25 protein-coding genes are annotated in these 26579 nt (G+C 72.6%); 10 read left to right on the forward strand and 15 right to left on the reverse strand.

What is annotated here, in order from left to right; genetic code table 11:
- Positions 1 to 60 precede the first annotated feature (60 nt).
- From ACIA6T_RS17045 to ACIA6T_RS17070, 6 genes are all read right to left on the reverse strand, one after another.
- The gene (locus ACIA6T_RS17045) at positions 61 to 741 is read right to left on the reverse strand and encodes a response regulator (protein WP_399447275.1); all 681 of its coding nucleotides are present in this window, start codon (positions 739 to 741) and stop codon (positions 61 to 63) included.
- A complete protein-coding gene (locus tag ACIA6T_RS17050) occupies positions 738 to 3281 on the reverse strand; it encodes an ATP-binding protein (RefSeq protein WP_399447276.1) in 2544 nt (847 codons plus the stop codon). Before ACIA6T_RS17050 ends, ACIA6T_RS17045 begins: the two co-directional genes overlap by 4 nt.
- Positions 3282 to 3335: 54 nt before the next feature.
- The gene (locus ACIA6T_RS17055) at positions 3336 to 4028 is read right to left on the reverse strand and encodes an ABC transporter ATP-binding protein (protein ID WP_399447277.1); all 693 of its coding nucleotides are present in this window, start codon (positions 4026 to 4028) and stop codon (positions 3336 to 3338) included.
- A gap of 395 nt (positions 4029 to 4423) precedes the next feature.
- Complete coding sequence (locus tag ACIA6T_RS17060) at positions 4424 to 5179, reverse strand: DUF3710 domain-containing protein (RefSeq protein WP_399447278.1); 756 nt, start codon at positions 5177 to 5179, stop codon at positions 4424 to 4426.
- Position 5180: 1 nt separating this feature from the next.
- The gene (gene dut, locus ACIA6T_RS17065) at positions 5181 to 5744 is read right to left on the reverse strand and encodes a dUTP diphosphatase (protein ID WP_399447279.1); all 564 of its coding nucleotides are present in this window, start codon (positions 5742 to 5744) and stop codon (positions 5181 to 5183) included.
- Positions 5741 to 6325, reverse strand: a complete 585-nt coding sequence (locus tag ACIA6T_RS17070) for a PaaI family thioesterase (RefSeq protein WP_399447280.1) — start codon at positions 6323 to 6325, stop codon at positions 5741 to 5743. Before ACIA6T_RS17070 ends, dut begins: the two co-directional genes overlap by 4 nt.
- A 58-nt stretch (positions 6326 to 6383) precedes the next feature.
- Here ACIA6T_RS17070 and ACIA6T_RS17075 point away from each other — a divergent pair, with 58 nt between their 5' ends.
- Positions 6384 to 6854: a DUF3093 domain-containing protein gene (locus ACIA6T_RS17075; RefSeq protein WP_399447281.1), complete on the forward strand. Its 471-nt coding sequence runs from the start codon at positions 6384 to 6386 to the stop codon at positions 6852 to 6854.
- 111 nt (positions 6855 to 6965) lie between these two features.
- Here ACIA6T_RS17075 and ACIA6T_RS17080 read toward each other — a convergent pair whose 3' ends face one another.
- The 4 genes from ACIA6T_RS17080 to ACIA6T_RS17095 all read right to left on the reverse strand — a co-directional run bounded on the left by ACIA6T_RS17080 (position 6966) and on the right by ACIA6T_RS17095 (position 10518).
- A complete protein-coding gene (locus ACIA6T_RS17080) occupies positions 6966 to 7910 on the reverse strand; it encodes a hypothetical protein (protein WP_399447282.1) in 945 nt (314 codons plus the stop codon).
- A gap of 13 nt (positions 7911 to 7923) precedes the next feature.
- A complete protein-coding gene (locus ACIA6T_RS17085) occupies positions 7924 to 8220 on the reverse strand; it encodes a DUF4193 domain-containing protein (RefSeq protein WP_003993510.1) in 297 nt (98 codons plus the stop codon).
- Positions 8221 to 8613: 393 nt separating this feature from the next.
- Positions 8614 to 9858 (reverse strand): sensor histidine kinase, encoded by a 1245-nt coding sequence (locus ACIA6T_RS17090; RefSeq protein ID WP_399447283.1) that lies wholly within the window; start codon positions 9856 to 9858, stop codon positions 8614 to 8616.
- A gap of 6 nt (positions 9859 to 9864) precedes the next feature.
- Positions 9865 to 10518, reverse strand: coding sequence for a response regulator transcription factor (locus ACIA6T_RS17095; protein WP_003993508.1), 654 nt, complete (start codon positions 10516 to 10518; stop codon positions 9865 to 9867).
- Positions 10519 to 10972: 454 nt separating this feature from the next.
- Between ACIA6T_RS17095 and ACIA6T_RS17100 the strand changes: the two genes are divergently transcribed.
- The gene (locus tag ACIA6T_RS17100; RefSeq protein ID WP_399447284.1) at positions 10973 to 11146 is read left to right on the forward strand and encodes a hypothetical protein; all 174 of its coding nucleotides are present in this window, start codon (positions 10973 to 10975) and stop codon (positions 11144 to 11146) included.
- Between the two features lie 327 nt (positions 11147 to 11473).
- On the opposite strand, the gene ACIA6T_RS17105 is transcribed toward ACIA6T_RS17100, so the two are convergent.
- Both ACIA6T_RS17105 and ACIA6T_RS17110 read right to left on the reverse strand, forming a co-directional pair.
- On the reverse strand, positions 11474 to 12289 hold the full coding sequence (locus ACIA6T_RS17105; RefSeq protein WP_399447285.1) for an inositol monophosphatase family protein: 816 nt from the start codon (positions 12287 to 12289) through the stop codon (positions 11474 to 11476).
- Between the two features lie 8 nt (positions 12290 to 12297).
- A complete protein-coding gene (locus ACIA6T_RS17110) occupies positions 12298 to 13425 on the reverse strand; it encodes a ferrochelatase (protein WP_399447286.1) in 1128 nt (375 codons plus the stop codon).
- A gap of 150 nt (positions 13426 to 13575) precedes the next feature.
- Here ACIA6T_RS17110 and ACIA6T_RS17115 point away from each other — a divergent pair, with 150 nt between their 5' ends.
- The 3 genes from ACIA6T_RS17115 (at position 13576) to sepH (ending at position 17457) form a co-directional block, all read left to right on the forward strand.
- On the forward strand, positions 13576 to 14814 hold the full coding sequence (locus ACIA6T_RS17115; protein WP_399447287.1) for an MFS transporter: 1239 nt from the start codon (positions 13576 to 13578) through the stop codon (positions 14812 to 14814).
- A complete protein-coding gene (locus ACIA6T_RS17120) occupies positions 14774 to 16093 on the forward strand; it encodes a D-arabinono-1,4-lactone oxidase (protein WP_399447288.1) in 1320 nt (439 codons plus the stop codon). The genes ACIA6T_RS17115 and ACIA6T_RS17120 overlap by 41 nt, the downstream gene beginning before the upstream one ends.
- Before the next feature lie 314 nt (positions 16094 to 16407).
- Positions 16408 to 17457, forward strand: coding sequence for a septation protein SepH (gene sepH, locus ACIA6T_RS17125; RefSeq protein WP_399447289.1), 1050 nt, complete (start codon positions 16408 to 16410; stop codon positions 17455 to 17457).
- Between the two features lie 217 nt (positions 17458 to 17674).
- Here the strand turns inward: sepH and ACIA6T_RS17130 are convergent, their stop codons facing one another.
- Positions 17675 to 18526: a sulfurtransferase gene (locus tag ACIA6T_RS17130; RefSeq protein WP_399447290.1), complete on the reverse strand. Its 852-nt coding sequence runs from the start codon at positions 18524 to 18526 to the stop codon at positions 17675 to 17677.
- A gap of 182 nt (positions 18527 to 18708) precedes the next feature.
- Here ACIA6T_RS17130 and ACIA6T_RS17135 point away from each other — a divergent pair, with 182 nt between their 5' ends.
- Together ACIA6T_RS17135 and ACIA6T_RS17140 are read left to right on the forward strand one after the other, a co-directional pair.
- On the forward strand, positions 18709 to 19512 hold the full coding sequence (locus ACIA6T_RS17135) for a VOC family protein (RefSeq protein WP_399447291.1): 804 nt from the start codon (positions 18709 to 18711) through the stop codon (positions 19510 to 19512).
- Between the two features lie 294 nt (positions 19513 to 19806).
- Positions 19807 to 20913, forward strand: a complete 1107-nt coding sequence (locus ACIA6T_RS17140; protein WP_399447292.1) for a helix-turn-helix domain-containing protein — start codon at positions 19807 to 19809, stop codon at positions 20911 to 20913.
- A gap of 38 nt (positions 20914 to 20951) precedes the next feature.
- On the opposite strand, the gene ACIA6T_RS17145 is transcribed toward ACIA6T_RS17140, so the two are convergent.
- Positions 20952 to 22085, reverse strand: a complete 1134-nt coding sequence (locus ACIA6T_RS17145) for an FAD-dependent oxidoreductase (protein ID WP_399447293.1) — start codon at positions 22083 to 22085, stop codon at positions 20952 to 20954.
- Between the two features lie 149 nt (positions 22086 to 22234).
- Between ACIA6T_RS17145 and ACIA6T_RS17150 the strand changes: the two genes are divergently transcribed.
- Positions 22235 to 22861 (forward strand): TetR/AcrR family transcriptional regulator, encoded by a 627-nt coding sequence (locus ACIA6T_RS17150; protein WP_399447294.1) that lies wholly within the window; start codon positions 22235 to 22237, stop codon positions 22859 to 22861.
- A 217-nt stretch (positions 22862 to 23078) separates the two neighbouring features.
- On the opposite strand, the gene ACIA6T_RS17155 is transcribed toward ACIA6T_RS17150, so the two are convergent.
- Positions 23079 to 25226, reverse strand: coding sequence for a tetratricopeptide repeat protein (locus ACIA6T_RS17155; RefSeq protein ID WP_399447477.1), 2148 nt, complete (start codon positions 25224 to 25226; stop codon positions 23079 to 23081).
- 473 nt (positions 25227 to 25699) lie between these two features.
- On the opposite strand from ACIA6T_RS17155, the gene ACIA6T_RS17160 reads away from it, so the two are divergent.
- Positions 25700 to 25969, forward strand: a complete 270-nt coding sequence (locus ACIA6T_RS17160; RefSeq protein ID WP_030826280.1) for a hypothetical protein — start codon at positions 25700 to 25702, stop codon at positions 25967 to 25969.
- Positions 25962 to 26573, forward strand: coding sequence for a DUF6879 family protein (locus tag ACIA6T_RS17165; RefSeq protein WP_399447295.1), 612 nt, complete (start codon positions 25962 to 25964; stop codon positions 26571 to 26573). Before ACIA6T_RS17160 ends, ACIA6T_RS17165 begins: the two co-directional genes overlap by 8 nt.
- Positions 26574 to 26579: the final 6 nt, after the last annotated feature.

Genomic DNA, 26579 nt, shown 5'->3' on the forward strand with positions numbered 1-26579 from the left:
CTGCCGCCCCGCTCCGAACGGGCCTCTCCCGGACACCCCGCGCGGGGGCGCTCCCGACCTTCACTTCTCGAAGCGGTACCCCATGCCCGGCTCCGTGATCAGGTGCTTCGGGTGTGACGGATCCGCCTCCAGCTTCCGCCGCAGCTGCGCCATGTACACGCGCAGGTAGTTCGTCTCCGTGCCGTACGACGGCCCCCACACCTCCCGCAGCAGCTGCTTCTGCGCCACCAGTCGGCCGCCGGCCCGCACCAGCACCTCCAGCAGATGCCATTCGGTGGGGGTCAGCCGTACGTCCTTGCCGCCGCGGTTGACCTTCTTCGCGGCCAGGTCGACGGTGAACCCGGCGGTCTCCACCACCACGTCTCCCCCGTCGCCGGCGGGCTCCGCGCGGCGTACGGCGGCCCGCAGCCGGGCCAGCAGTTCGTCCATGCCGAAGGGTTTGGTGACGTAGTCGTCGGCACCGGCGTCCAGCGCCTGGACCTTCTCGCCGGAGGCGTGCCGGGCGGACAGCACCAGGACCGGCACCCGGCTCCAGCTCCGCAGTTCCCTGAGCACGTCGACCCCGTCCATGTCGGGCAGGCCGAGGTCGAGGACGACGACGTCGGGATGGCGGGCGGCGGCCGTACGGAGGGCGCCGGCGCCGTCGTGGGCGGAGTCGACCTCGTACGAGCGTGCCCTGAGGTTGATCACGAGTGCGCGCACGATGGCCGGGTCGTCGTCGACCACCAGGACACGGGTCATGAGGGCTGCCTTTCGGGTTCCGTGGTTTCTTCGGCGACCGCCGGTGCTCCGGCGGCGCGCAGGGTGAGCGCCATGGTGAGGCCGCCGCCGGGGGTGTCCTCGGCGTTCAGGGTGCCGCCCATGGCCTCGGCGAAGCCCCGGGCGACCGCCAGGCCGAGACCGACCCCGGCCCCGCGCGGGGCGTCGCCGTGCCGCTGGAAGGGCTCGAAGATGTGGTCCTTGGCCTCGTCGGGGACGCCGGGGCCGCGGTCCACCACCCGCACCTCGACCCGGTCGGCGAGGGCGCTGGCGGCGACCAGGACGGGCCGGCCGGGGGGACTGTACTTGACGGCGTTCTCGATCACGTTGGCCATCGCCCGCTCCAGCAGCCCCGGGTCGACGGCGACCATGGGCAGGGCCTCGGGGACGTCCAGGGCGACGCTGCCCTCGGGCACCCCGCCGAGCGCCATCGGCACCACCTCGTCCAGGTCGATCTCCCGGATCAGGGGGGTGACCGTGCCGGTGTTCAGCCGGGACATGTCCAGCAGGTTGCCCACCAGGTGGTCCAGGCGGTCGGCGCCGTCCTCGATGCCCTCCAGCAGCTCGGCCCGGTCCTCGGGCGACCACTCGACGTCCTCGGAGCGCAGCGAGGAGACGGCGGCCTTGATCCCGGCCAGCGGGGTGCGCAGGTCGTGGCTGACGGCGGCCAGCAGGGCGGTGCGGATGCGGTTGCCCTCGGCGAGGGCGTGGGCCCGGCCGGCCTGCTCGCGCAGCCGGCGGCGGTCCAGGACGACGGCGGCCTGCGCGGCGTAGGCGGCCAGCACCCTGCGGTCCTCGGCGGGCGGCACCCGGCCGGTCAGCGCCAGCGCCATGTGGTCGCCGACCGGCACCTCCACGTCCGCGTCCTCGGGCCGTCCGACCGGGCGTCCGCGCCCCGCCCGGCCGGCGCAGGTCCACGGCTCGACGTCGCCCGCGCGTTCGAGGAGGGCGGCGGACTCCATGCCGAAGGTCTCCCGGACCCGCTCCAGCAGGTCCTCCAGGCCCGTCTCGCCGCGCAGCACGTTGCCGGCGAGGAAGGACAGGGTCTCCGACTCGGCGCGCAGCCGGGCCGCCTGGTGGGTGCGCCGGGCCGCGAGGTCGACCACGGACGCCACCGCCGCGCCGACCGCGACGAAGATCATGATGGCGATGATGTTCTTGGGGTCGGCGACGGTCCAGCGGTGCAGGGGCGGGGTGTAGAAGTAGTTCAGCAGCAGTGAGCCGACCGCCGCGGAGGCCAGGGCCGGCCAGAGCCCGCCGAGCAGGGCCGCCGCCACCGTCAGGGCCAGGAACAGCAGCATGTCGTTGGCGAGTCCCAGGTCCACGGCGCTGAGCAGCACCGCCACCGCCGCCGGCCCCGCCACGCCGACCGCCCAGCCCCAGGCCAGCCGGGAGCGCCCGAGCCGCGCGCCGCGGGCGCCGGGCAGCCCGCGGCCCTTGGCGACCTCCTCGTGGGTGACGATGTGCACGTCCAGGTCGGGTCCCGAGTCCCGGGCGACGGTCGCGCCGACGCCGGGCCCGAGGACGTACTGCCAGGCCGGGCGGCGCGAGGAGCCGAGCACGATCTGGGTGGCGTTGGCCCCGCGCGCGAAGGCGAGCAGGTCGGCCGGGATGTCGTCGCCGACGACGTGGTGGAAGGTGCCGCCGAGGTCCTCCACCAGGGTGCGCTGCTCGACCAGCTCCCCGGGCGATGCCGCGGTGAGCCCGTCGCTGCGGGAGATGTAGACGGCGAGCAGCTCGCCGCCGGCGCCCTTCTCCGCCAGCCGCGCGGCCCGCCGGAGCAGGGTGCGGCCCTCGGGGCCGCCGGTCAGGCCGACGACGATCCGCTCGCGGGAGCCCCATATCGCCGAGACCTCGTGCTCGCTGCGGTAGCGCTGGAGGTGGGCGTCGACCCGGTCGGCCACCCACAGCAGCGCCAGCTCCCTCAGCGCGGTGAGGTTGCCGGGGCGGAAGTAGTTGGACAGGGCGGCGTCGACCTTGTCCGGCTGGTAGATGTTGCCGTGCGCCATGCGGCGGCGCAGCGCCTCGGGCGTCATGTCGACCAGCTCGATCTGGTCCGCCCGCCGCACCACCTCGTCCGGTACGGTCTCCCGCTCCCGTACGCCGGTGATCGACTCCACGACGTCGCCCAGCGACTCCAGGTGCTGGATGTTGACCGTGGCCAGGACGTCGATCCCGGCCGTGAGCAGCTCCTCCACGTCCTGCCAGCGCTTGGCGTTGCGCGAGCCGGGGGCGTTGGTGTGGGCGAGTTCGTCGACGAGGGCCACCCGGGGGCGGCGGGCGAGGACGGCGTCGAGGTCCATCTCCGTCAGGACGGCCCCGCGGTGCTCGACGTCCCGGTGCGGGATCCGCTCCAGTCCGTGCAGCAGCGCCTCGGTGCGCGGCCTGCCGTGCGGTTCGGCGAAGGCGACCACGCAGTCGGTGCCGCGTCCGGCACGGCGGTGCGCCTCGGAGAGCATCGCGTACGTCTTGCCGACGCCCGGTGCCGCACCGAGGTGGATCCGAAGGCTGCCGCGTCCCATGGATTCATTGTCTTCCCCCGTGACGCCCGGCCGGACGCGGGGCCCCGGCGGGGGTCAGTGCTCGGTGATCTCGCCGTCGCTCAGCTCCAGGACACGGTCGGCGAGGTCGAGGAGGGTGGTGTCGTGGGTGGCGACGAGCACGGTGACCCGCTCGCTGCGGACGACCGCGCGCAGCAGCTCCATCACGGCGTGCCCGGTCTCCGCGTCGAGCTGGCCGGTCGGCTCGTCGGCGATGAGGAGGGAGGGGCTGTTGGCGAGGGCGCGGGCGATGGCGACCCGCTGCTGCTGGCCGCCGGAGAGTTCACCGGGCCGCTGGGCGGCGTGGGCGGCGAGGCCGACGAGGGACAGCAGCAGTTCGACGCGCTCCTCGCGCTCGCGCGGGTCGGCACGGCGCAGCCGCAGCGGGACGCCGACGTTCTCGGCGGCGGTGAGGACGGGGATGAGGCCGAAGGACTGGAAGACGAAGCCGACGTGGTCCCGGCGCAGGGCGAGCAGCCCGTTCTCGTCGAGGCCGGCGAGGTCGCGTCCGTCGACGTGGACCCGCCCCCGGTCGGGGGTGTCGAGGCCGCCGACGATGTTCAGGAGTGTGGTCTTGCCGGATCCGGAGCGGCCCTTGAGGGCGACCAGTTCGCCGCGCGGGACGTCGAAGGAGACACCGCGCAGCGCGTGGACGGCGGCGGCTCCGGTGCCGTACGACTTGTGCACGTCCTCGACGCGCACCATGGTCTCGGTGACCACCTGACTCATCCCGACCGCCCTCCCCCGTGGACCGGGCGCCAGTATCCCCGGCCGGCGCCCGTGCGATCAACGGTCGGACCGGCTTGTCCCCACACGCGCACAGGCACGCAACCACCACGACCACGGACAGCCGCTGCCGCCGCTCCCGCGGGCGGTCGTGCCTCCCCCGGTGCCTCAAAGGCCTGGGAGGTACCCCAGGGGGATGGGGCCCCGCTCGAGCGAAGCCGAGAGTGGGGGAGGGTGGGCCGGGGGTACCCCCTCCGGGGGAGGCACCCCGCAAGCGCCGGGCAGCGCGACCCCACCCCCGCAGGCATCGACGCCCGGCGCCCCGGTCCGCCCCGCACCGGCTCGCGCACACGAAAAGGGCCGCACCCCGTCAGGGATGCGGCCCTTCGACCGGTCGGCTAGCGGACCTCGGTGATCTCCGGTCCGCGCTGGAGCTGGCCCATGCCGCCGGCGAAGCGGGAGCCGCTCTCCTCCTGCTGCACGTTCTCCGGCACCATCTGCGCGTCGTTCGGGAGCTTCAGGACGATCGGGTCGCGCGGGGCCATCGGGCCCTCACCGCGCACCACGACCGTGTCCCGGAAGATCTGCTCGAGGAGCCCGGCGGCCCCCGGCTGCACCGCGCCCTGGCCCGAGATCACCCCGCGCAGGAACCAGCGGGGGCCGTCCACGCCGACGAACCGCACGACCTGGAAGCCGCCGGTGCCGTCCGGCAGCTGCACCGGCACCTGGGCCCGCAGCTCCCAGCCCAGCGGGCCCTCGACCTCGTCGATGATGCCGCCCTGCTGGGTGATGCCGGACGCGATCTCCTCGCGCACCTCGCCCCAGATGCCCTCCCGCTTGGGCGCGGCGAAGCCCTGGAGCTGGATGGCGCTGTCCCGCAGCACGACGGTGGCCGCGACGATCGCGTCACCCGCGACCTCCACCCGCAGCTCCATGCCGTCGACCCCGGGCACGAACAGGCCGCCCAGGTCGACCCGGCCCTCACCGGGCTCACTGACCTCGCTGCTGTCCCAGGGCCCGTCGGGCCTCGGCGCCGGCTCGAGCCTCAGCCGCCCGGCCTCCTCGCCCGCCTCAGCGTCGACACCGTCGACGACCTGCTCGGCCTCGCCGGCCGCACCGTCGGCGGCATCCCTCTTCTTGCGACGTCCGAACACGTCACTGTCCTTCCCGGTCGGATACGACCGAAGCGTATCGATTCCCACCCGCTGTACCGCCCGTGGCGGCCTGAACGCTTGTGCCGCTCTTACCTTCTTCCACCGCGGCGTGGCCGCCGGTGGACCCGAAGCCCCCCTCGGCCCGGGCCGAGGGGGGAAGCTCCGCGACCGACACGAAGCGGACCCTCTCGACCTGCTGGACGACCAGTTGGGCAATCCGGTCGAAGCGCTCGAACCGCACGGTCTCGCGCGGGTCGAGATTCACCACGATCACCTTGATCTCCCCACGGTACCCGGCATCAACCGTCCCCGGGGCATTCACCAGGGCGACGCCGCAGCGGGCGGCAAGACCGGATCGCGGGTGCACGAAGGCCGCGTACCCCTCGGGCAGCGCCACAGACACCCCCGTGGGCAGTACGGCCCGCTCACCGGGAGCCAGTTCGCGGGCCTCGGTGGTCCGCAGATCGGCTCCCGCGTCCCCCGGGTGCTCGTACGCCGGAAGCGGTACGTCCGGGTCGACGCGCCGGATCAGCACCTCGAGCTCGCCGGGGCGGGGCCCGCTCACGGGTTCACCTCGAAGGCGCGGACGCGGCGGACCTGGTCGGGGTCCTCCATGGCGGCCCGGATCTCCTCCGGGCGGCCGTGGTCCACGAAGTGGTCGACCTTGACCTCGATGAACAGGGCGTCGGCGCGGACCGCGACCGGCCCGTCGGGGCCGCCGACGCGTCCGGTGGCGGTGCAGTAGATCTTCCGTCCGGCCACCGCCGTCACCTCGGCCTCGAGGTGCAGCACGGTGCCGACCGGCACGGGCCGGACGAAGTCGGTCTCCAGCCTGCCGGTCACCGCGATCGTGCGCAGCAGCCAGTTGAGCGAGCCGAGCGCCTCGTCCAGGGCGGTGGCGAGGACCCCGCCGTGCGCGAGTCCCGGGGCGCCCTGGTGGGCGGGCCGCACGGTGAACTCGGCGGTGATCGACACTCCTTCGCCCGCGCGGGCTGCCAGGTGCAGCCCGTGGGGCTGCTCGTCGCCACAGCCGAAACACTGGCTGTAGTGCGCGCCGAGGAGCTCGCCGGGGGCGGGAGCGTCGGGGTGACGCACCGGTTTCACGGCGTCGGCCGGGGGCTGAAGAGCTGCGGAAGTACCACTCACAGGCGCAGACCTTACCCGCGCGTGAGCCCTGGCCGGACACCGTGCCAAGCTTGGATTCATGCAGCTCTCCGCCTCCCCGTACGAAGAACGCCTCACCGCCCCCCGCTCCTGGTGGCTGATCTCCTTCCTGGTGGGGGTCTCCCTGGCGCTGATCCTGCTGCCGTTCGGCACGCTGCCGATGCTCGGCGGCCTGGCCGGCGGCACCGCCGCGGCGGCCGTCGTGGCGAGTTCGTACGGCTCGGTGCGCATCCGGGTCGTGGGCGACCATCTGATCGCGGGCGAGGCGAAGATCCCGGTGTCGGCGCTGGGCGAGGCGGAGATCCTGGACGCCGAGGAGGCCCGCGCCTGGCGCTCCTACAAGGCCGACCCGCGCTGCTTCATGCTGCTGCGGGCGTACATCCCCGGCGCGCTCCGCGTGGACGTCACGGACCCGGCGGACCCGACCCCCTACGTCTTCCTGTCGACCCGCGAGCCCCAGCGCCTGGCCCAGGCACTGCGAGCGGCACGAGACTCCACCGACGCCGCGTAGACGGGCGCCCGGCGAACGTTCGGGCCGCGGGGGCCGCGGGATGTGCCGCCGCGCGCGGCTGGGCGATTCGCCCGGGTGATGCCGGACACCAGTGGCCGGGAGGCGTCCGGGTTACGGCGCCCGGTGGCCGTCGCCCTTGCCCAGGTGGCCGCCGAGTTCCTTGAGGGCGTCCTCGGGAAGGGCGTCCTCGGGCCGCTCCAGGGCGGGGAGGGCCGGCAGCGCGTCCCAGGGCACCTGGATCCCGCGCAGGTCGCCCCGGATGCGTGTGGCGAGCTTTCTGGTGTCTCTGCGGTTCATGGCGGCGCCCACGACGGCTCCCACCAGGAACGGCATCAGGTTCGGCAGGTTGCGGACCGTGCGCTTCATGATCCGCTGGCGCAGTTCGCGCTTCATGCGGGTGTTCAGCGCCGCGCTCACGGTCGAGGGCTTGGTGGCCTCGACGCCGCGCTCCTCCGACCAGGAGTTGAGGTACACGGTGCTGCGCTGGGCGAGGGTGCCGGCCGGCCGTACGCCGTAGACCTCGTGGAGTTCGGCGATCAGCTTCAGCTCGATCGCGGCGACGCCGGTGATCTCGGCGGCCAGTTCCGTCGGCATCGCGGGCGGTACGGGCATCATGGCCGCCGCGCCGACTCCGGCCCCGACCGTCGCCGTGGCCTTCGCGGCGCCCGCCACGAGCTTGTCCGCGAGCTCCTCGGGACCGAGGCCGGGGAACTGCCGGCGCAGCGTCCCGAGGTCGCGTACGGGCACACGCGGGGCGATCTCGATGATCCGGTCCGCGAGATGCGCCAGTCCCGCGCGGGCGCGGGCACCGCCCTTGCGGGCGCCCTCCAGGGCCTTCTCCCGGATCACGGCGGCCCGCCGGTGCGCCACGGGGGCGGTGACCTCCAGGGGTGCCGGGAGGTCACCCCGGCCGGCTGCCGCTTCGAGCGAGGCCGCCCCGGTACCGGTTGAGCCCCGCTCTTGGTCACGCGTGTCGTGCTGCGGGCCCTCCTGGGGCCCTTGGTCCGCTCCCCTCGTGAAGAAGCGGCGCTTCCTCGGAGGGGTCGAGCCAGTCACGGCCGACCCCGCCTCAGTCGCAGTCGCGGCAGATCGGCTGGCCGTTCTTCTCGCGGGCCAGCTGGCTGCGGTGGTGGACCAGGAAGCAGCTCATGCAGGTGAACTCGTCCTGCTGCTTCGGCAGGACCCGGACGGCCAGCTCCTCGTTCGAGAGGTCCGCTCCGGGCAGTTCCAGGCCCTCGGCGGCCTCGAACTCGTCGACGTCCACGGCCGAGGCCGACTTGTCGTTCCGCCGGGCCTTCAGCTCTTCCAGGCTGTCCGAGTCGACGTCGTCGTCGGTCTTACGTGGAGTGTCGTAGTCGGTTGCCATTGTCGCTCTCCCCCTCTGGGTGTATGCGGTGTCTCCAGCGCACGTAACGCGTGAGAGGCCGGACTTGTGCCCGACCTGAGGCGGAGATTTTGCCTCACATCAAGGTCTGTTACTCAATCGACACCCAACCGAACTCCTCATGAGTGATCGGCTTGGATGGCGATGGGGACCGTACACGGTCCGGATGCCGCACTCCAAAGGCGCCTCACCGTGTACTTCCCGTGATCGGACCCCTTGAAAACCGGGACTTTCTCGACTTTCTCGGGGATACATGATCACGGAGAGTGGACGGCCCGGGAATCGCTCCTGTGATCGATCACACACGGGGATACCGGAGAGGCGCCCCGAAAATTCCGCCCAAAGCGAACACCCCGTTGTGTCGGCGGCATCATCTCAGATCGGCAGGGTGACACGCATCACGAGCCCGCCCCCTTCGCGCGGTTGTGCGTAAATGTGGCCGCCGTGCGCCCGGGCGACCGACCGCACGATGGACAGACCGAGCCCGACACCCTTGTCGCTGCCCGTGCGCTCGGTGCGCAGCCGCCGGAACGGCTCGAAGAGATTGTCGATCTCGTACGCCGGTACCACCGGGCCCGTGTTCGACACCACCAGGACCGCCTGCCCGTGCTCCACGTCGGTGGTGACCTCGACCCAGCCCTCCTCGGGCACGTTGTACCGCACGGCGTTCTGCACCAGGTTCAGCGCGATCCGCTCCAGCAGCACGCCGTTGCCCTGGACGACCGCCGGCCGGCGTGCGCCGCGGATCTCCACACCCTTGGCCTCCGCCTCGCCGTGCACCTGGTCGATCGCCTGGGTGGCGACCTCGGCGAGGTCCACGGGCTTGCGCTCGACGATCTGGTTGTCGCTGCGGGCGAGCAGCAGCAGGCCCTCCACGAGCTGTTCGCTGCGCTCGTTGGTGGACAGCAGCGTCTTGCCGAGCTGCTGGAGCTCCACCGGCGCGCCGGGGTCGGAGAGGTGCACCTCCAGGAGCGTGCGGTTGATCGCCAGCGGGGTGCGCAGCTCGTGCGAGGCGTTGCCCACGAAGCGCTGCTGGGCGGTGAACGCCCGCTGGAGCCGCTCCAGCATGTCGTCGAAGGTGTCGGCCAGCTCCTTCAGCTCGTCGTCCGGGCCGTCCAGCTCGATCCGGCGGGACAGGTCCGAACCGGCCACCGCGCGGGCGGTACGGGTGATCCGGCCCAGCGGCGACAGGACCCGGCCGGCCATGGCGTAGCCGAAGGCGAAGGCGATGATCGCGAGACCGAGCAGGGCCCCCAGGGAGCGGCTGAGCAGATCGTCCAGCGCGTGCTGCCGCTGGGCGGCGTTGCACTGCTTCAGCATGTCGTTCAGCTGGCCGTTGGTGGTCGCGCTGTCCAGCTGCGGACAGGTCTCGCTGGTGATGTCGATGTTGCTGCCGGTCACCTGGAAGGACTGGCCGCTGCCGCCGTCATGGAGCGCCTGGGCGGCCAGCAGGTAGATGATCGACAGCAGCAGGATCCCGGCGATCAGGAACATGCCGCCGTACAGCAGCGTGAGGCGTATGCGGATGGTGGGACGCAGCCACGGGAAGGGCGGGTCGCCCTTCCTCGGGTCCCAGGTGGGCTTGGGGGGCGCCGTGGGGGGCGCGGGTGTGGCGGCCATCGGTCATCAGATCCGGTATCCGGAGCCGGGCACGGTCACGATGACCGGCGGCTCCCCCAGCTTGCGGCGCAGGGTCATCACGGTCACCCGCACCACGTTGGTGAACGGGTCCGTGTTCTCGTCCCAGGCCTTCTCCAGCAGCTGCTCCGCGGAGACGACCGCGCCCTCGCTGCGCATGAGCACCTCCAGGACGGCGAACTCCTTCGGCGCGAGCTGCACCTCCTTGCCGTCGCGGAAGACCTCGCGGCGGTTGGGGTCGAGCTTGATCCCGGCACGCTCCAGAACGGGCGGCAGCGGCACGCTCGTACGCCGCCCGAGAGCGCGCACGCGGGCGATGAGCTCGCTGAACGCGAAGGGCTTGGGCAGATAGTCGTCGGCGCCGATCTCCAGGCCCTCGACACGGTCGCTGACGTCGCCGGAGGCCGTGAGCATCAGCACGCGCGTGGGCATGCCGAGCTCGACGATCTTGCGGCAGACGTCGTCGCCGTGCACGAGCGGGAGGTCGCGGTCGAGGACGACCACGTCGTAGTCGTTGACGCCGATGCGCTCCAGGGCGGCCGCACCGTCGTACACGACGTCGACGGCCATGGCCTCCCGGCGCAGTCCGGTGGCCACCGCATCGGCGAGCAGCTGCTCGTCCTCGACGACGAGTACGCGCACGTCGCTTGTCCTTCCTCGGGTCCCGCCCTTGATCGGACAGCGCTCCAGGGCGCACTCGGGCAGGGGTACGGGTGGGTGTGTTGCCTCCATCCTGCCCTTTTCGGCCGTAAGTCGGCTGTAAGGCGGGGGAACGGGCGGTGGCCGACGGGTGCGGGACCGGGGAACGTCCGGGCGAACGGGGCGGGAATACGAGATTTTCTCGCGCGGTTAGGTTTCCGCGGGAGGGAGCTTGGGGAGGACGGGTTTTACATCCCGCGATCACGCTCTGCACGTACCGCGCCACCATGCGGTACGTAACAGTCCGCTTCCGCAGAGCGGGCATGGATGTCCGGCACCGTCGCCGCCCGGCCGAGCGGCGCTGGGCATCCGCTCCGGACGTGATCGTCCCTTCCGAACGGCACACCCCCGTGCCACCGACCCACCGACCCACCGACCCAGGACGAGGGGGCGCAGCATGGACGCATTCACCGCAGGACTTCTGCAGCGCATAAAGGCGACCGAGTCCGACCTGTCGCAGGCCCGTGATGACGGCGACGAGTTCCTCGTCGACGTGGAACAGGGCGAACTCGACGACCTGCGCCGCCTCGCCGCCGAACACGGCGTGGAGGTCGGCGCGTACAGCGTCTGATCGGCTCGCACCGGAACGGGCCCCGGCGAATCCAGCGCCGGGGCCCGTTCGTGTTCTTGTCCGTTCGCCTTCGGGGCGCTTCAGCCGGTGGCGAGACCGCGATCGTGCTCGGCCCTTCGGGCCTCCGCGCTCCCCCACTCTCGACTTCGCTCGAGCGGGAGGGCTCCCATGCGCCCCGGACACCGGCGCGCCCCTGCGGCTCTCTCACGGCCGACGCGTGGGGACGGCGGGCGTCGGCGGGCCCTTGCCGCCGGTCTGCCCGCCCCGATGCCGGACCTTGGTCGGATGCCACGCCCATCAGCGCCCGTCAGCCGTGCCGGCGGCCACTCAGTCGTGCCAAGCCCCCAGGTCCTCCAGGATGTGCTGGAGCGGCTCGAAGACACCCGGGGTCGCCGCGACCGTGAGGTCCCAGGACGGGCGGTCTCCGGGGCGGCCGCCGGTCAGGGCGCCCGCCTCGCGGGCGATCAGGTCACCGGCCGCCAGGTCCCAGGGGTGCAGCCCGCGCTCGTAGTAGCCGTCCAGACGCCCCACGGCGAGGTCGCACAGGTCGATCGCGGCCGAGCCGCCGCGCCGGATGTCCCGGAGCCGGGGGATCAGCCGCTGTGCCACGTCGGCCTGGTGGGTGCGGACCTCGGTGACGTAGTTGAAGCCGGTCGACACCAGGGCCTGGTCCAGCGGCGGCGAGGGACGGCAGGTCAACCGCCGCTCGCCCGCCCAGGCACCGGTCGCCCAGGCGCCGCGCCCGCGCACCGCGTAGTACGCCTCACCGCGCATGGGGGCCGCGACCGCCCCGGCCACGGTCTCGCCGTCCTGCTCGGCGGCGATGGAGACGGCCCAGGTGGGCAGGCCGTACAGGTAGTTGACCGTGCCGTCGAGCGGATCGATGACCCAGCGGATGCCGCTGCTGCCCTCGGTGGAGGCGCCCTCCTCGCCGAGGAAGCCGTCCTCCGGACGGCGCTCGGCGATCAGCGTGGTGATCAGCTTCTCGGCCGCGATGTCCATCTCGGTGACGACGTCGATCGGGCTGGACTTGGTCGCGGCGACCGCCAGGTCGGCCGGACGGCCGTCCCGCAGCAGCTCGCCCGCGCGGCGGGCCGCCTCCCGGGCGATCTGCAGCAGTTCCGCGTGCAGGGGGTCGGTCACGGCGCTCCTCATGCGTAGGGGCTGTCGGCGCCCGCGGCGGCGGGGCGCGGGGCGCGGGCCGGGCAGCAGCCCACCGGGCAGAGGTCGTGGCTCGCGCCGAGCGCGCCCAGGGCGCACGGCGTGACGTCCTGCCCGCGTTCGGCGACCGCGCGCTCCACGATCAGCTCACGGATCGCGGCGGCGAACCGCGGGTCGGCGCCGACGGTCGCCGAGCGGCGCACCGGCAGGCCCAGCTCCCCCGCCTTGGCGGTGGCCTCGGTGTCGAGGTCGTAGATGACCTCCATGTGGTCGGAGACGAAGCCGATGGGGGCCATGACCACGGCCGGCACCCCGGCCGCGTGCCGCTCCTCGAGGTGGTCGCAGATGTCGGGCTCCAGCCAGGGGATGTGCGGGGCTCCGGAGCGGGACTGGTAGACGAGCTGCCAGGGGCGGTCGACGCCGGTGCGCTCGCGGACGGCGTCGGCGATCACCCGGGCCACGTCCAGGTGCTGCCGGACGTACGCGCCGCCGTCGCCGTGGTCCTCGACGGGGCCGGAGGTGTCGGCGGCGGAGGTGGGGATGGAGTGGGTGCAGAAGGCGATGTGCGCGCCGTCCCGGACGTCCTCGGGGAGGTCGGCGAGGGACCGCACGACCCCGTCGACCATGGGCTCGACGAAACCGGGGTGGTTGAAGTAGTGCCGCAGCTTGTCGATCTTCGGCAGCTCCAGCCCCTCCCGCTCCAGGGTCGCGAGGGCGTCCGCGAGGTTCTCGCGGTACTGGCGGCAGCCCGAGTACGAGGCGTAGGCGCTGGTGGCCAGGACGAGGATGCGGCGGCGGCCGTCCTGGACCATCTCGCGCAGGGTGTCGGTGAGGTAGGGCGCCCAGTTGCGGTTGCCCCAGTAGACCGGCAGGTCCAGGCCGTGGTCGGCGAAGTCCCGCCGCAGCGCGTCCAGCAGGGCGCGGTTCTGCTCGTTGATGGGGCTGACCCCGCCGAAGAGGAAGTAGTGCTGCCCGACCTCCTTGAGGCGTTCCTTGGGGATACCGCGCCCGCGCGTCACGTTCTCCAGGAACGGGACCACGTCGTCCGGGCCTTCGGGACCACCGAAAGAGAGCAGGAGCAGGGCGTCATAGGGGCTGGCATCGAGCACGTCAGGCATGTCCCGATCCTGCCACCCGGCGCTGACAGCCGGGACGGGGGCGGGGGGTGTCATCGGCTGCGACGCGGAATTCCGGGGTGTATTAGGGTGACCTAACCCGTAAGCCGTATCGACTGCGGTCGCACCTTACCGAGCCCCTCCGGAGATCCCGTGCCCAGCCCCTATCGCGCTCTGTTCGCCGCCCCCGGCAGCAGGGCCTTCTCCGCCGCGGGGTTCCTCGGCCGGATGCCGCTGTCCATGATGGGCATCGGCGTGGTGACGATGATCTCCCAGCTCACCGGGCGGTACGGGCTGGCCGGCGCGCTGTCGGCGACCATCGCGCTGGCCGCCGCGGTGGCGGGTCCGCAGGTCTCGCGCCTGGTGGACCAGTACGGGCAGCGGCGGGTGCTGCGCCCGGCGACACTGCTCTCGCTCGGCGCGGCGGCGGTGCTGCTGTTCGCCGCGCACTACGCGTGGCCGGAATGGGTGCTCTTCGTCGCGTGTGTCGGCATCGGCTGCGTGCCGAGCGTCGGCGCGATGATCCGGGCCCGGTGGGCCGCCCTCTACCGGGGCACCCCGCAGCTGCACACCGCGTACTCCTTCGAGTCCGTGGTGGACGAGATCTGCTTCATCTTCGGGCCGATCGTCTCCATCGGGCTGTCCACGGCCTGGTTCCCGGAGGCCGGCCCGCTGCTCGCGGCCTGTTTCCTGGCGGCCGGCGTCTTCTGGCTGACCGCGCAGCGCGCCACCGAGCCCGAGCCGCACCCGCGCGAGCACCGGGGCGGCGGCACGGCGCTGCGCGCCCCGGGCCTCCAGGTGCTGGTCGCGACGTTCGTGGCGACGGGGACGATCTTCGGTGCGGTGGACGTGGTCACCGTGGCGTTCGCCGAGGAGGAGGGGCACAAGGCCGCCGCGAGCGTGGTGCTCGCCGTGTACGCGCTGGGCTCCTGCGTGGCGGGCGTCGCGTTCGGGCTGATGCGCTTCGCGGGGGCGCCGGAACGTCGCTGGCTGCTGGGCGTGTGCGCCATGGCCGTGAGTATGATCCCACTCCTACTGGTCGGGAACCTGCCGTTTCTGGCCGTGGCGCTGTTCGTTGCGGGTCTGTCCATCGCTCCGACGATGATCACGACGATGTCCCTCATCGAAGAGCACGTACACCGCGCGCAGCTCACCGAGGGCATGACCTGGGTGAGCACCGGGCTCGCGGTCGGCATCGCGCTCGGCTCCTCCGTGGCCGGCTGGGTGATCGACGCGGCCGGGGCGCGTGCCGGGTACGGGGTTCCGGCGGTGGCCGGGGCCGTCGCGGTCGTGGTCGGTTTCCTCGGGTACCGCCGGCTCAAGCGGCCGGCTCCGGGTCGGGGAGGCTCCGTTGGGCAGCACGGCGAGCACGGGGAACGGCACATGGCGTAACTGGGGCGGCAACGTCCGCGTCCGTCCCGCGCGGGAGACCTCGCCCGCCTCCGTCGAGGAGCTGGCCGCCGCCGTGCGCCGGGCCGCCGAGGACGGCATGCCGGTGAAGGCGGTCGGCACCGGCCACTCCTTCACCTCCATAGCCGCCACCGACGGCCTGCTGATCCGCCCTCAGCTGCTGACGGGCATACGCCACATCGACCGCGCGGCCGGTACGGTCACCGTGGAGGCCGGCACCCCGCTCAAACGGCTGAACACGGCCCTCGCGCGGGAGGGTCTGTCGCTGACCAACATGGGCGACATCATGGAGCAGACGGTCTCCGGGGCCACCAGTACGGGCACCCACGGCACGGGCCGCGACTCCGCCTCCATCGCCGCCCAGATCCGGGGCCTGGAACTGGTCACCGCCGACGGTTCGGTGCTCACCTGCTCCGCGAAGGAGAACCCGGACGTCTTCGCCGCCGCCCGGATCGGGCTCGGCGCCCTCGGCATCGTCACCGCGATCACCTTCGCCGTGGAACCGGTCTTCCTGCTCACGGCCCGCGAGGAGCCGATGCCCTTCGACCGGGTCTGCGCCGAGTTCGACCAGCTGCACGCCGAGAACGAGCACTTCGAGTTCTACTGGTTCCCGCACACCGGCAACACCAACGCCAAGCGCAACAACCGCAGCGCGGGCCCGGAGCGGCCGGTGCCGCGGCTCAAGGGCTGGTTCGAGGACGAGTTCCTCTCCAACGGGGTCTTCCAGGCGGCCAACTGGGTCGGCCGCGCGGCGCCCGCGAGCATTCCGGCCATCGCGCGGATCTCCAGCAGGGCGCTCTCCGCGCGGACGTACACCGACATCCCGTACAAGGTGTTCACCTCGCCGCGCCGGGTGCGCTTCGTGGAGATGGAGTACGCCGTCCCGCGCGCGGCCCTGGTGGAGACGCTGCGGGAACTGAAGGCGATGGTCGACCGCTCTCCGCTGCGGGTCAGCTTCCCCGTCGAGGTGCGCACCGCGCCGGCCGACGACATCACGCTGTCCACCGCGTCCGGCAGGGACAGCGCCTACATCGCCGTCCACATGTTCAAAGGCATTCCCTATCAGGGGTATTTCACCGCGGCCGAACGCGTCTTCACCGCCCATGAGGGGCGGCCCCACTGGGGGAAGATCCACACGCGCGACGCCGATTACCTCTCACGGGTGTATCCGCGCTTCGAGGAGTTCACGGCGCTACGGGACCGGCTCGACCCGGAACGCCGCTTCCGGAACGACCACTTGCGGAGGGTCCTGGGGTCGTAGAGGATGCGTTGCGCGGCGCGCCAATCCACGCAGGTGGCCCAAATGGAGTACTCTTGCGAGCCTTGGGCCCGGTCTCCCGTCAGGGTGCCCGGAACCGCGAAGGACCGCCGGGAGGGGGCTAGTTGCGCAGGGTGACGCAGTTGGTCACTTATCGTTGCGAATAGGTAACCGTGCCATAACGGCGATCCGGGGCCCGCGCCCGACACGCCGGGCAAAGAGGCAAGGTTGTGGCAGGCTGCACCCGGGCAGGCCACACTCGACTAGCGGAAGCAGCGACGCACGTGACGTCGGCAGGCACCACCCGGGAGGTCCCCATGCCGGAACTGCGTGTCGTGGCCGTCTCGAATGACGGCACACGGCTGGTGCTGAAGGCTGCGGACAGCACGGAGTACACGCTTCCGATCGATGAGCGGCTCCGGGCCGCCGTGCGCGGCGACCGTCCCCGCCTCGGCCAGATCGAGATCGAGGTGGAGAGCCATCTCCGCCCCCGCGACATTCAGGCGCGTATAAGAGCCGGCGCGACCGCGGAAGAGGTCGCGCAGATGGCCGGCATCCCCGTGGACCGCGTACGCCGCTTCGAGGGCCCCGTCCTCGCCGAGCGCGCGTTCATGGCCGAGCGCGCCCGCAAGACCCCTGTCCGCCGCCCCGGCGAGAACTCCGGTCCCCCGCTGGGCGAGGCGGTGCAGGAGCGGCTGCTGCTGCGCGGCGCCGAGAAGGACACCGTCCAGTGGGACTCCTGGCGCCGCGACGACGGCACCTGGGAGGTGCTGCTGGTCTACCGGGTCGCGGGCGAGCCGCACTCGGCGAGCTGGACGTACGACCCACCCCGGCGGCTCGTCCAGGCCGTCGACGACGAGGCGCGCTCGCTGATCGGCGAGTCCGACGACCTCGCCGCGCCCGAGCCCAGCTTCCCCTTCGTGCCGCGCATCGCCCGGCTGCCGCGGGACCGCCCGCTCGACCGTCCCGGCGACCGCGAGCGCCCGAGTCTGCCCGCGCAGGCGTCCGAGCCCGAGGAGGAGTCCCTGACGGCCACGGCATCGGGCGAACGGGACTCGCTGACCAGCCTGCTGGAGGCGGTCCCGAGCTTCCGGGGCGACCTGGTGGTGCCGGAGCGCGCGCCCGAGACCGTTCCCGAGGAGTCGGACCCCGAGCCCGAGGCGGAGGAGCCGCCGGCCCCCGCGGCCTCGGCCGGGGCCGCGTACGCGGATGTCCTCATGCCGCGTTCCGTCAGCAGTCACCGGGACCGGCTCATCGGCTCGACCGACCGTCAGGCCGAGGCGGACGGCGTCCGTCCGGGCCGCCGCGCGGCGGTGCCGAGCTGGGACGAGATCGTGTTCGGGACGCGGCGGAAGAAACAGGAGTAACTCGTTCGGGCGGTCCGTGTCAGCGACCGATTGACGCCATGAGGGCGCTCACCACATGGACACCGCCGGCTGATCCGGCGGCAAGGCGCCGAGGGGAGCGGATCTCCCGGCAGAACGGCCCGCCGACGGCGTGTCGCCGGGAGATCCGCTCCCCTCACGGCCCGAGGCCCGAGGACCCGCGTCCGGAATCCGGACTCCGGTCTCCTGCTCTACTGCTCTACTGCGGATCCGGGCCCACCGCGACCGGCCGCTCCGGGTCGGAGGACCACTCCGACCAGGAACCGACGTACAGCGCCGCCGGGACGCCCGCGACCGCCAGCGCCAGCACCTCGTGCGCGCCGGAGACACCCGAGCCGCAGTACACGCCGACCGGTGCCCCCTGGGAGACGCCCAGTTCCTTGAAGCGGGCGCCCAGTTCTCCGGCGGGCAGGAAACGGCCGTCGGCGCCGACGTTCTCCGTCGTGGGCGCCGAGACCGCGCCGGGAATGTGCCCGCCCACCCGGTCGATCGGCTCCACCTCACCGCGGTACCGCTCCCCCGCGCGGGCGTCCAGCAGCACCCCCGAACGCGCCAGCGCCGCCGCGCCGTCGGCGTCGAGCAGCCCGTCCGCCCCCGGCACCGGTACGAAGTCGCCCTCGGCCGGCTGCGGCACCGACGTCTCCAACGGGCCCTCCCAGGACGGCAACCCGCCGTCGAGGACTCGCACGTCCGGGTGACCCGTCCAGCGCAACAGCCACCACGCGCGGGCGGCGCCCCAGCCCAGGCCCCCGTCGTACACGACCACCGGCGTCCCGGACGACACGCCCGCCCGCCGCATCGCGGCGCCGAACACCGCGAGGTCCGGCAGCGGATGGCGGCCGTGCCCGCCCGGAGCGGAAGCCAGCTCCTGGTCCAGGTCGACGAAGACGGCTCCGGGAAGATGACCGGCCCCGTACGCGGCCCGTCCGTCGAACGGCGGCTCACCGGCCGCCGTGGCCAGGCTGAGCTGCCAGCGGACGTCGAGCAGTACCGGCGGGTTGGCGCCCGCGAGCGCGCCCGCGAGGTCGGACGCGGAGATGATGGCGTTCATGGCCCCCATCCTCGCGCACGGGGTGGCCGAGCCGCCCGCGTCCGGCTACTCTGCTCGGCCGGACAGGACCGGTCACGAGGCGTACCGGATCGGGCACATACTGTGTCGACCGCGGCACGGGAACGATCCGTCGGGACGCGAGAGGACAACGGCCGGTATACGCGGCCGAGAAGAGAGTGACGATGACCGACGCACGGGGGAACGCCCGCCCGAACGGCGGGGCGCCCGCTCGGCACGCACCCGGCACACCCTGCTGGGTGAGCCTGATGGTGCACGGCCTGGATGCGACCGAGGAGTTCTACGGGGCGCTGTTCGGCTGGGAGTTCCACCCCGGCCCCCAGCAGCTCGGCCCGTATGTGCGTGCCCTGCTCGACGGCCGTGAGGTGGCCGGCATGGGGGTGCTGCCGCCGGACCGTGAGCTGCCGGTCGCCTGGACGCCGTACTTCGCCTCGGACGACGTGGATCTGACGGCGGACGTGGTGCGGTCGCGCGGCGGCACCATCGGGGTGGGCCCGCTGGACGCCGCCGACGCCGGCCGGCTGGCGATCGGCTCCGACCCCGGCGGTGCCGTCTTCGGCGTCTGGCAGGCGGCCACGAGTCCGGGCACCGCCGTCTCCGGCGTGCCCGGCACCCCCGCCTGGAACGAGCTGACGACCTTCGAGTCGGCCCGTACCGCCAAGTTCTACGAGACCGTGTTCGGTTACGACGAGGAGCCGGCGGTCTCCGCCGGCCCCGACCACGTCACCCTGCGCCTGAACGGCCGCCCGGTGGCCGGCGTCCACGGCGTGGGCAGGGCCCTCCCCCGGGACCGGGGCCCGCACTGGACGACGTACTTCACCGTCGCCGGCACCGACGACGCGGTGGGGCAGGTCCTCCGCCTGGGCGGCCGGCTCCTCGTCCCGCCCCACGAGGGCCCCCACGGCCGCGTCGCCACGGTGACGGATCCGGAGGGGGCACGGTTCGCGGTGGTGGAGGACCCGCGCTGACGCGCGGCCGCTTGACGGCGTGCGGCGTCTTCGGACGCCCGGGGCGGCCCGGCCGGACCGCCGACCGGAGCGGTGGGGACGGCGCCGCGTTCCGGTCCACCCCCGTGGGCCCGGAACGCGGCGGCATCACCGGAGTCCGGGCGGGCGGGTCCTGTCCGGCAAGGACGTGCGGTGTCCGGGACGGAACGAGACCGTCCGGCCTGGTCAACGGCTTGCCCTGACCGTGCGCCCGGGCTGTCCGATAACCGCCGGACACCGGTTGCCCGTTGTGGCGGGTGTGATGAGAATGACCGCATGGTGGTCTCGGGGGGCGTGAACCCCGCAGAGGCGCGGACGGTGCGCGAGTACGTCGCCCTGCTGCGGAAACTCAAGGAACACAGCGGGCTGACCTTCCGTCAACTGGAGCGGCGGGCCGCCGAACGCGACGAGGTGCTGGCCCGCAGCACCCTGGCGGACACCCTGCGGCGGGACGCGCTGCCGCGCGCGGAGGTGGTCGCGGCGCTGGTCCGGGCGTGTGGTGCCGGGGAGGACGTACCGGAGTGGCTCGCGGCCAGGAAACGGCTCGCGGCCGGGGAGGCCCCTGCGGCCGGCGGTACGGATCAGGAGCCGGAGCCCCCGGACGGGCCGGCGGATCAGGAGCCGGAGCCCCCGGACGGACCGGCGGATCAGGAGCCGGAGCCCCCGGACGGACCGGCGGATCAGGAGCCGGGGCCCCCGGACGGGCCGGCGGATCAGGAGCCGGGGCCCCCGGACGGACCGGCGGATCAGGAGCCGGGGCCCTCGGGCGGATCACCGGAACCGTCGGGTCCCCGCCGCGGCAGGACCGCCACGACCGCCACGCTGGCCTCACTCGGCACGGTCGTCCTGCTCGCCGTCGGCGCGGTGGTGCTGCTGCCGCAGGACGACGGGGCCGAGAACACGAAGTCGGCCGCCACCCCTACGACTTCGGGCTACTCACGCATCCGCCCGGCGCGCGCACCCGAGTTGTGCCTGACCGACGGGGACGTCCGCGTGGACGGCGAGTCCAAACTCCTCGCGGTGCAGCGGCCTTGCGCGGAGGCCGTTCCGCCGCGCGTGTACCTCCAGCGGGCGGACGAGGGCCGTTACCAGATCCAGTTCCGCCACCCGGAGCACGGCACCGGCTGCCTCACCGTCCTGGGCGACGGGGTGTTCAAGGGCACGCTCGAACCCTGGGAGGACTGCCGGGCGGGCGGGAACTCCCAGTGGTTCCGCGCCGAACGGGCCGACGGCAGCGACCGGTGGCGGTTGCGGTCGGCGCAGGACGACGCGCTGTGCGTCGGCGTCCGCGGGGACGCGGAGGAGGCGGGCGCGGCGTTCGTGGCGGAGCACTGCGCGGAGCGCGGTGGTGACGATCAGGTGTTCCTGATCGGGCGGGAGTGACGGGGCCCGGCCGCCCCCTCGGCCCGCCACGGGGTGTGTCAGTGGTGGTCGGCGGTGGCGAAGTCGGGCAGTTCGGTGGAGAGCAGTTCGGTGGCGGCACCGTCGAGGAGCCGGGCCGTCTCCGTGGAGCGGGGAAGCATGGTCGCCTCGTAGGCGCGGACGGCTTCGCCGACGGTGTCGTGGCGGACGAGGGCGAGGGCGAGTTCGCAGGCGTCCAGCATGGCGAGGTTGACGCCGACGCCGAGCGGGGGCATCAGGTGGGCGGCGTCGCCGAGCAGGGTCACCGTGGGGTTGTGCTCCCAGGTGTGCGGGACGGGAAGGGCGTGGATCGGGCGGTCGACGTAGGGGCCGTCGTTGTCGGTGATCAGCCGGCGCAGGCGGGGTGACCAGTCGCGGTAGCGCTCCAGGAGGTGGGCGCGGATGCCGTCGGTGTCCTGGAGGGAGAGGCCGCCGGCGGTGATCCAGTCGGCCGGGACGCGCTGGATGAGGTGGACGCGGATGTGGTCGCCGCTGTTGCGCTGGGCGAACAGGCCGCGGTCACCGTCGGCCGCGGCGGCGCCGCCCTGGCCGACGAGTTCGGCGATGTCGGGGTGCCGGGTCGTGACGTCGTGGAACCAGGCCTCCAGGAAACTCACGCCGCTGTACCGGGGAGTGGCCGGGGAGACGGCCCGGCGGACCTTGGACCAGGCGCCGTCGGCGCCGATGACGAGGTCCGCCTCGACGATGGTGCCGTCGGTGAAGTGCAGTTGCCGGGGGCCTTCGGCGGGGCCGCCGACGGAGCGCAGGGTGTGGTTCCAGCACACGGTGCCGGGCCGGAGCGAGCCGAGCAGCAGGTCGCGCAGTCGGCCGCGGTCGATTTCCGGCTTGAACCGCTCGTCCGGCTCGGGGACGTGGTGGAAGAGGACCGTGCCGGCCGGGTCCAGCTGGCGCATCTCCTGCCCCTCGGGGCGGGCCAGCCGGAAGAACTCCTCCAGGAGACCGGCTTCGCGCAGGGCGATCTGGCCGTTGTCGGCGTGCAGGTCGAGGGTGCCGCCCTGGTCCCGGGCGTCGGGGCCGGCGTCACGGTCGTGGACGGTGACGGCGATGCCGTGCCGCTGGAGGATGCGGGCGCAGGTCAGACCGCCGGGGCCGGCGCCGATGACGGCGATACGGGGTGCGGGAGGGGTGTTCACGGAGTACTCCGTTCGTTCGGTGCGGTCCCGAGAGGGAAGAGAGCGGCCGGACAGTGCCTCGCAGCCGCCGCTCCAGAAAAACACACCGACTCAATAAGTGCAACGACTCAACTTTTGAAGCGAGTCAACCGGAGAGGTAGGGTGCCGGTATGCCCAGAACGACGACCGACACCGCGACAGGCCCCTCCCCCGCACCCGTGGGGCGCCGCGAGCGCAAGAAGGCCGCCACCCGCCGGGCCATCGCCGACGCCGCGCTGCGCCTGTTCCTGGAGCGCGGCTACGACGAGGTCGGCATCCGCGAGATCGCGGACGCCGCCGACGTGTCCACCACCACCCTGTTCAAGCACTTCCCGGTCAAGGAGGCCCTCGTCTTCGACGAGGACGCCGACCAGGAGACCCACCTGCTCGCGGCCGTCCGCGAGCGCCCCGAGGGCCGGTCGATCCCCGCCGCCCTGCGCGAACACGCCCTGACCGCCCGGCTGGTCTCCGCCGACGGCGACGCCCGCTTCACCGCCTTCGCCGACCTGGTGACCGGCACCCCCGCACTGCGTGACTATGCCCAGAAGATGTGGCTGCGCCACACCACCGCGCTCGCCCGGGTCATCGCCGAGGAGAGCGGCCTCCCCGCGGACGACCCCGCCTGCACCGCCCTGGCCCACTTCGCCCTCGAAGCCCCTCGCGCGGCCTACCCCCACGACACCCCCCGCGAGGTCGTCGACCGGGCCTTCGACCTCCTGGAACGGGGCTGGGGAGCGCTTGCCCGGAGCGAGGCGTGAGCGGGCGCGACGGCCCGCGTTCCGGGCGGCCCGGACGGGTCATGTCCTCATCGCGGACGCGGACGCCGCCGGAACGAAAGCGTGGACAGGGGCGGCCGTACGCACACGGTCCGCGCGAGCAGGCGCTACGCGCCGTGACGGCATCCCACGTGGGGTGTTGACCGGAGGAGGCGGTGGTGACACCGCTGAGCCAGGGCGTCACCGGGCTCCTTGACATTCACCCGCGCCTCTCCGGCGGGCGCCACTGCCCCGAGGTGAAGTCGTCGAGGAGTCGTCGGCCGGCGACGGTGAACGGGTGATCGGCTCCCAGGCCGCGTTCCCGCCGGGTCACGACATCCGTCATGATCTCGACGGCGGCCTCCACATGGCCCCGCGCGGCCCGGGTCCGGGACAGGAGCTGCTGCGCCGAGAGCGCGATCGGATGGTCAGGTCCGAAGCGCCGCCGGTATGCCTCGGTGACGAGCCGGATCTCCTGGTCGGCCTCGTCGAAGCGGCCCAACAGGTACAGCGCCCAGGCGTGGTTGTGATGGGCGCCCAGGGTCACCGTGTGGTCGGGGCCGAGGAACCGTACGCATTCCGCGGGCAGGGAGAGCAGGGCGCCGTCTTCTTCGGCGACGGTCTCGGACGCGGACAGCAGGACCAGCAGACTGGAGCGGGAGCGCAATGTCAGCGGATGGGCGGGGCCCAGCGCTCTTCGCCTGCCGACGACCGTGGAGCGGAGGAGCGAAATGGCCTCATCGCGTTCTCCGAGGTTTCCGAGCACGAGCTGAAGGCCGTGGCGACTGTCCAAGGTGTCGGGGTCGTCGGCCCCGAACAGCCGCTCCTGCGCCGCGTGGACGCGTTGGAGCAGTGCTTCGGACTCGGTGTACTCGCCCAGCCGGAAGAGCGCCCGTCCGGCCCTGGAGCCGGCGGCCAGGACGAGCCGGTGCTCCGCACCGAGCCGCCGCTCGCCGAGGTCCGCGGCGGCTCGGGCGGTCTCCCAGGCGGACAGGTAGTCCCCCGTACGATGGAGGGCGGCGGACAGTCTGGTCACCACGGCCAGTGCGTCGGCCGATGTCGACGGATCGCCGGCACGCCGCAGCAGGGCCAGCCCGTGCGGTACCAGCAGTCGGAGCAGCGGATCGTACGGACCGGCGTCGGGCACAGCGGGCACGGCCGCGTCGAGCAGTCGGACCGCTGTGGTGTGGAGAACCGGCACCGTGTCCGCCGGGGTCGCCGCGACGACGCTGTCGAGCAGCACCGCGTGGCTCCGTACGCACCGCTCACCGACGTCGACCAGTTCGGTCAGCGACTGGTCGAGCAGTGCCCTCAGGGCCGTTTCACAGCGGGCCCGCGGAAGGGCACCGCTGATCTCGGCACGGTTGAGCAGGGACAGCGGCAGCGGCTCGGGGGCGAATCTCGACAGGAGCCTCAGCAGCGCGGTCGCTTCGGACAGGCCGCGGCTCTCGAACGCGTCGAGCGTCAGTTGCCACGTCAGGCCCACCAGGTGCCGGGGGTCCGTCTCCGACAGGACATCAGCCCCCTGGTCGATGAGCTCGACTCCTTCTCCTTCCTCCAGGCGGCGCCCGTAGGTCTCCATCGTCCAGGGATCGAGCACTTGCTGGGAGAGAAAGCCGCCTGCCAGCGTGAGGGCGAGCGGTAACCGGCCGAGCCGGTCCGCGATCCGGGCCGCCTCCTGCTGTGTACCACTGTGCGGGGCGAGATCCCGCAGCACTTGCGCGGCGTCCTCACGCGGCAGTACACCGATGTGCTGCAACTCCGCCCCCGGCCACCAGCGGGCGGCCGGCCGGCGCGTGGTCACCACGACCGTGCCCCGTGGACTGGTGCGCAGCCAGCTGCCGTCCCGGAGGATCTCAGGATGGTCTGCGTTGTCGAGCACCAGCAACCAGGGCTCGGCGGAGCGGTCGAGATACTGCCAGACCAGATCGGCGGCGGGACGCAGTCCGTTGCGGGCCGCCAGCAACTCGGCGTCGCCGGCCCCCCGGTCGGCGGCCACGGCGAGCATGCCCGCACGCAGGCTCGCGCGGTCGGAGGCGCTGACCCACAGTCCCACCCTGCCGTGTTCACCAGTGGCCAGCTGGAAGAACGTGTAGGCGACCGCGGTCTTGCCGCAGCCGCCCATGCCGTACAGCACATAGACCTCGCCACCGTGCTCTTCCCGTACGCTCGCCCGCAGCCGGTCCAGCGCCTCGGTGCGGTCGCGCAGGACGACCGGGGGCCGGCCGACCGCCGGGCGGCGAACCGAGTCGGGGCCCTGGGGCTCGGCCGCCTCGTCGCCGCGTTCGCCGTAGTGGTGGTGCTCGCTGATGTGCTGGTCGCCCGACGACTGGTAGACCCGGCCACGGTCCCCGGCGTGGCCGTCCATCCCAGCCGTCACCGCTGTGCGTGGTGCTGGTCTCGTCCGGCCTGACGGATGCGGGCGTGGCCGGACGCACCGGCGTGCCGGGCGGCCGCCCGTGCGGCAGTGATGCCCTCGGCGCGGTGCGGCTGCGTTCGGCGCCACGATCGGGTGACGCTCTCCCGGGTGCGTTTCCAGGCGTCGGTCGTCATCAATGTGGCCAGTGTGACTTCCGCGCTCTGCGCGAGTAATGCCGCCTGCGGGTCCACAGTTCCCCCTGCCCGATACACTCGAATTTTCAGATTATACGCCACATGGCACACATCTGCCTTGATTCGACAAGGCACCTTTCAGGATCGTTCATCCTCGCACCCCCGTACCGGACGGGACAACAAGAGCACAGTCGCGACTTTCTCAGCGTGTCCACTTTTCGCGCGGTCAAGCCGTTATGTTCACTGCTAAAGTAGCGGGAATCCGATCCATCCGAGGGGGCGATGGCCATGAGCAGGCCATGGGAAGCGGATCCCGCCACGACATTCAAGCGGCGCCTGGGGAAATCGCCGCAGGAACTGGGGCACACGACCGACAACCCCGACTGCCCCGACATCTGGGAGCTCGAGAACGGCGACATCGCCGTCATAGGCCGTGACCTCACGGAACCGCTCGGCGGGAAACTGCCTGCCGGGGTCTCCGTCGGAGCGGACGAACGGATCGTGGTCGTCCCCAGGAACATGTTGATCGCAGCGAAACCGGACATCCCGAATGTTTGACTCCTTCCCGCACGGAACTTCGGAACGCATGGACCGCCCCGCATACCATGCGGACTTCCGTCGCGTCTACGAGAGCGGAATTCGCCACCTGAACAAGCTCGAACGGGGGCAGAATTTCAAGGAACGCGGGTTCACCAGCTGGGAGGCCTTCGCCGCCGGGGAATGGGACCGCGCCTTATCCCTCATCGAGGAGAAACGCGACGTCTACGCCCGGCAGTTCCGCACCGCCGCACGGCTGGGAATTCTTGAGCGCCGCCTTCGCGTCGTGGAGTTCCCGGTGACCCCGTACGTGCAATGGGAGCTCTTCGTCCTGCGCCTGCGCGTGGAACTGGGCGACCACATCAGGGTGCTCGACGCCCGCGACATCACGGACATCGAGCAGAGCCGTCCGGTTCCCGAAGTGGTGATCCTCGGGGACGCCGCCCTGTACGAGGTGCTCTACGACGAGGACGGGAACGCGGCGGGAGCGAACCGCTTCACCGACCGGGCGCTGATCCGGGAGACGTCGGCCGACTTCGACGCGCTGTACGAGCGGGGGGACGACTTCCACGCCTTCTTCGACAGGGAGATCACCCCGCTCGCCCCGCCCGTGGTGGTCCACTGAGGGCCG

This window comes from Streptomyces sp. NPDC051740 (assembly GCF_044453165.1).
GTDB lineage: Bacteria > Actinomycetota > Actinomycetes > Streptomycetales > Streptomycetaceae > Streptomyces > Streptomyces atrovirens.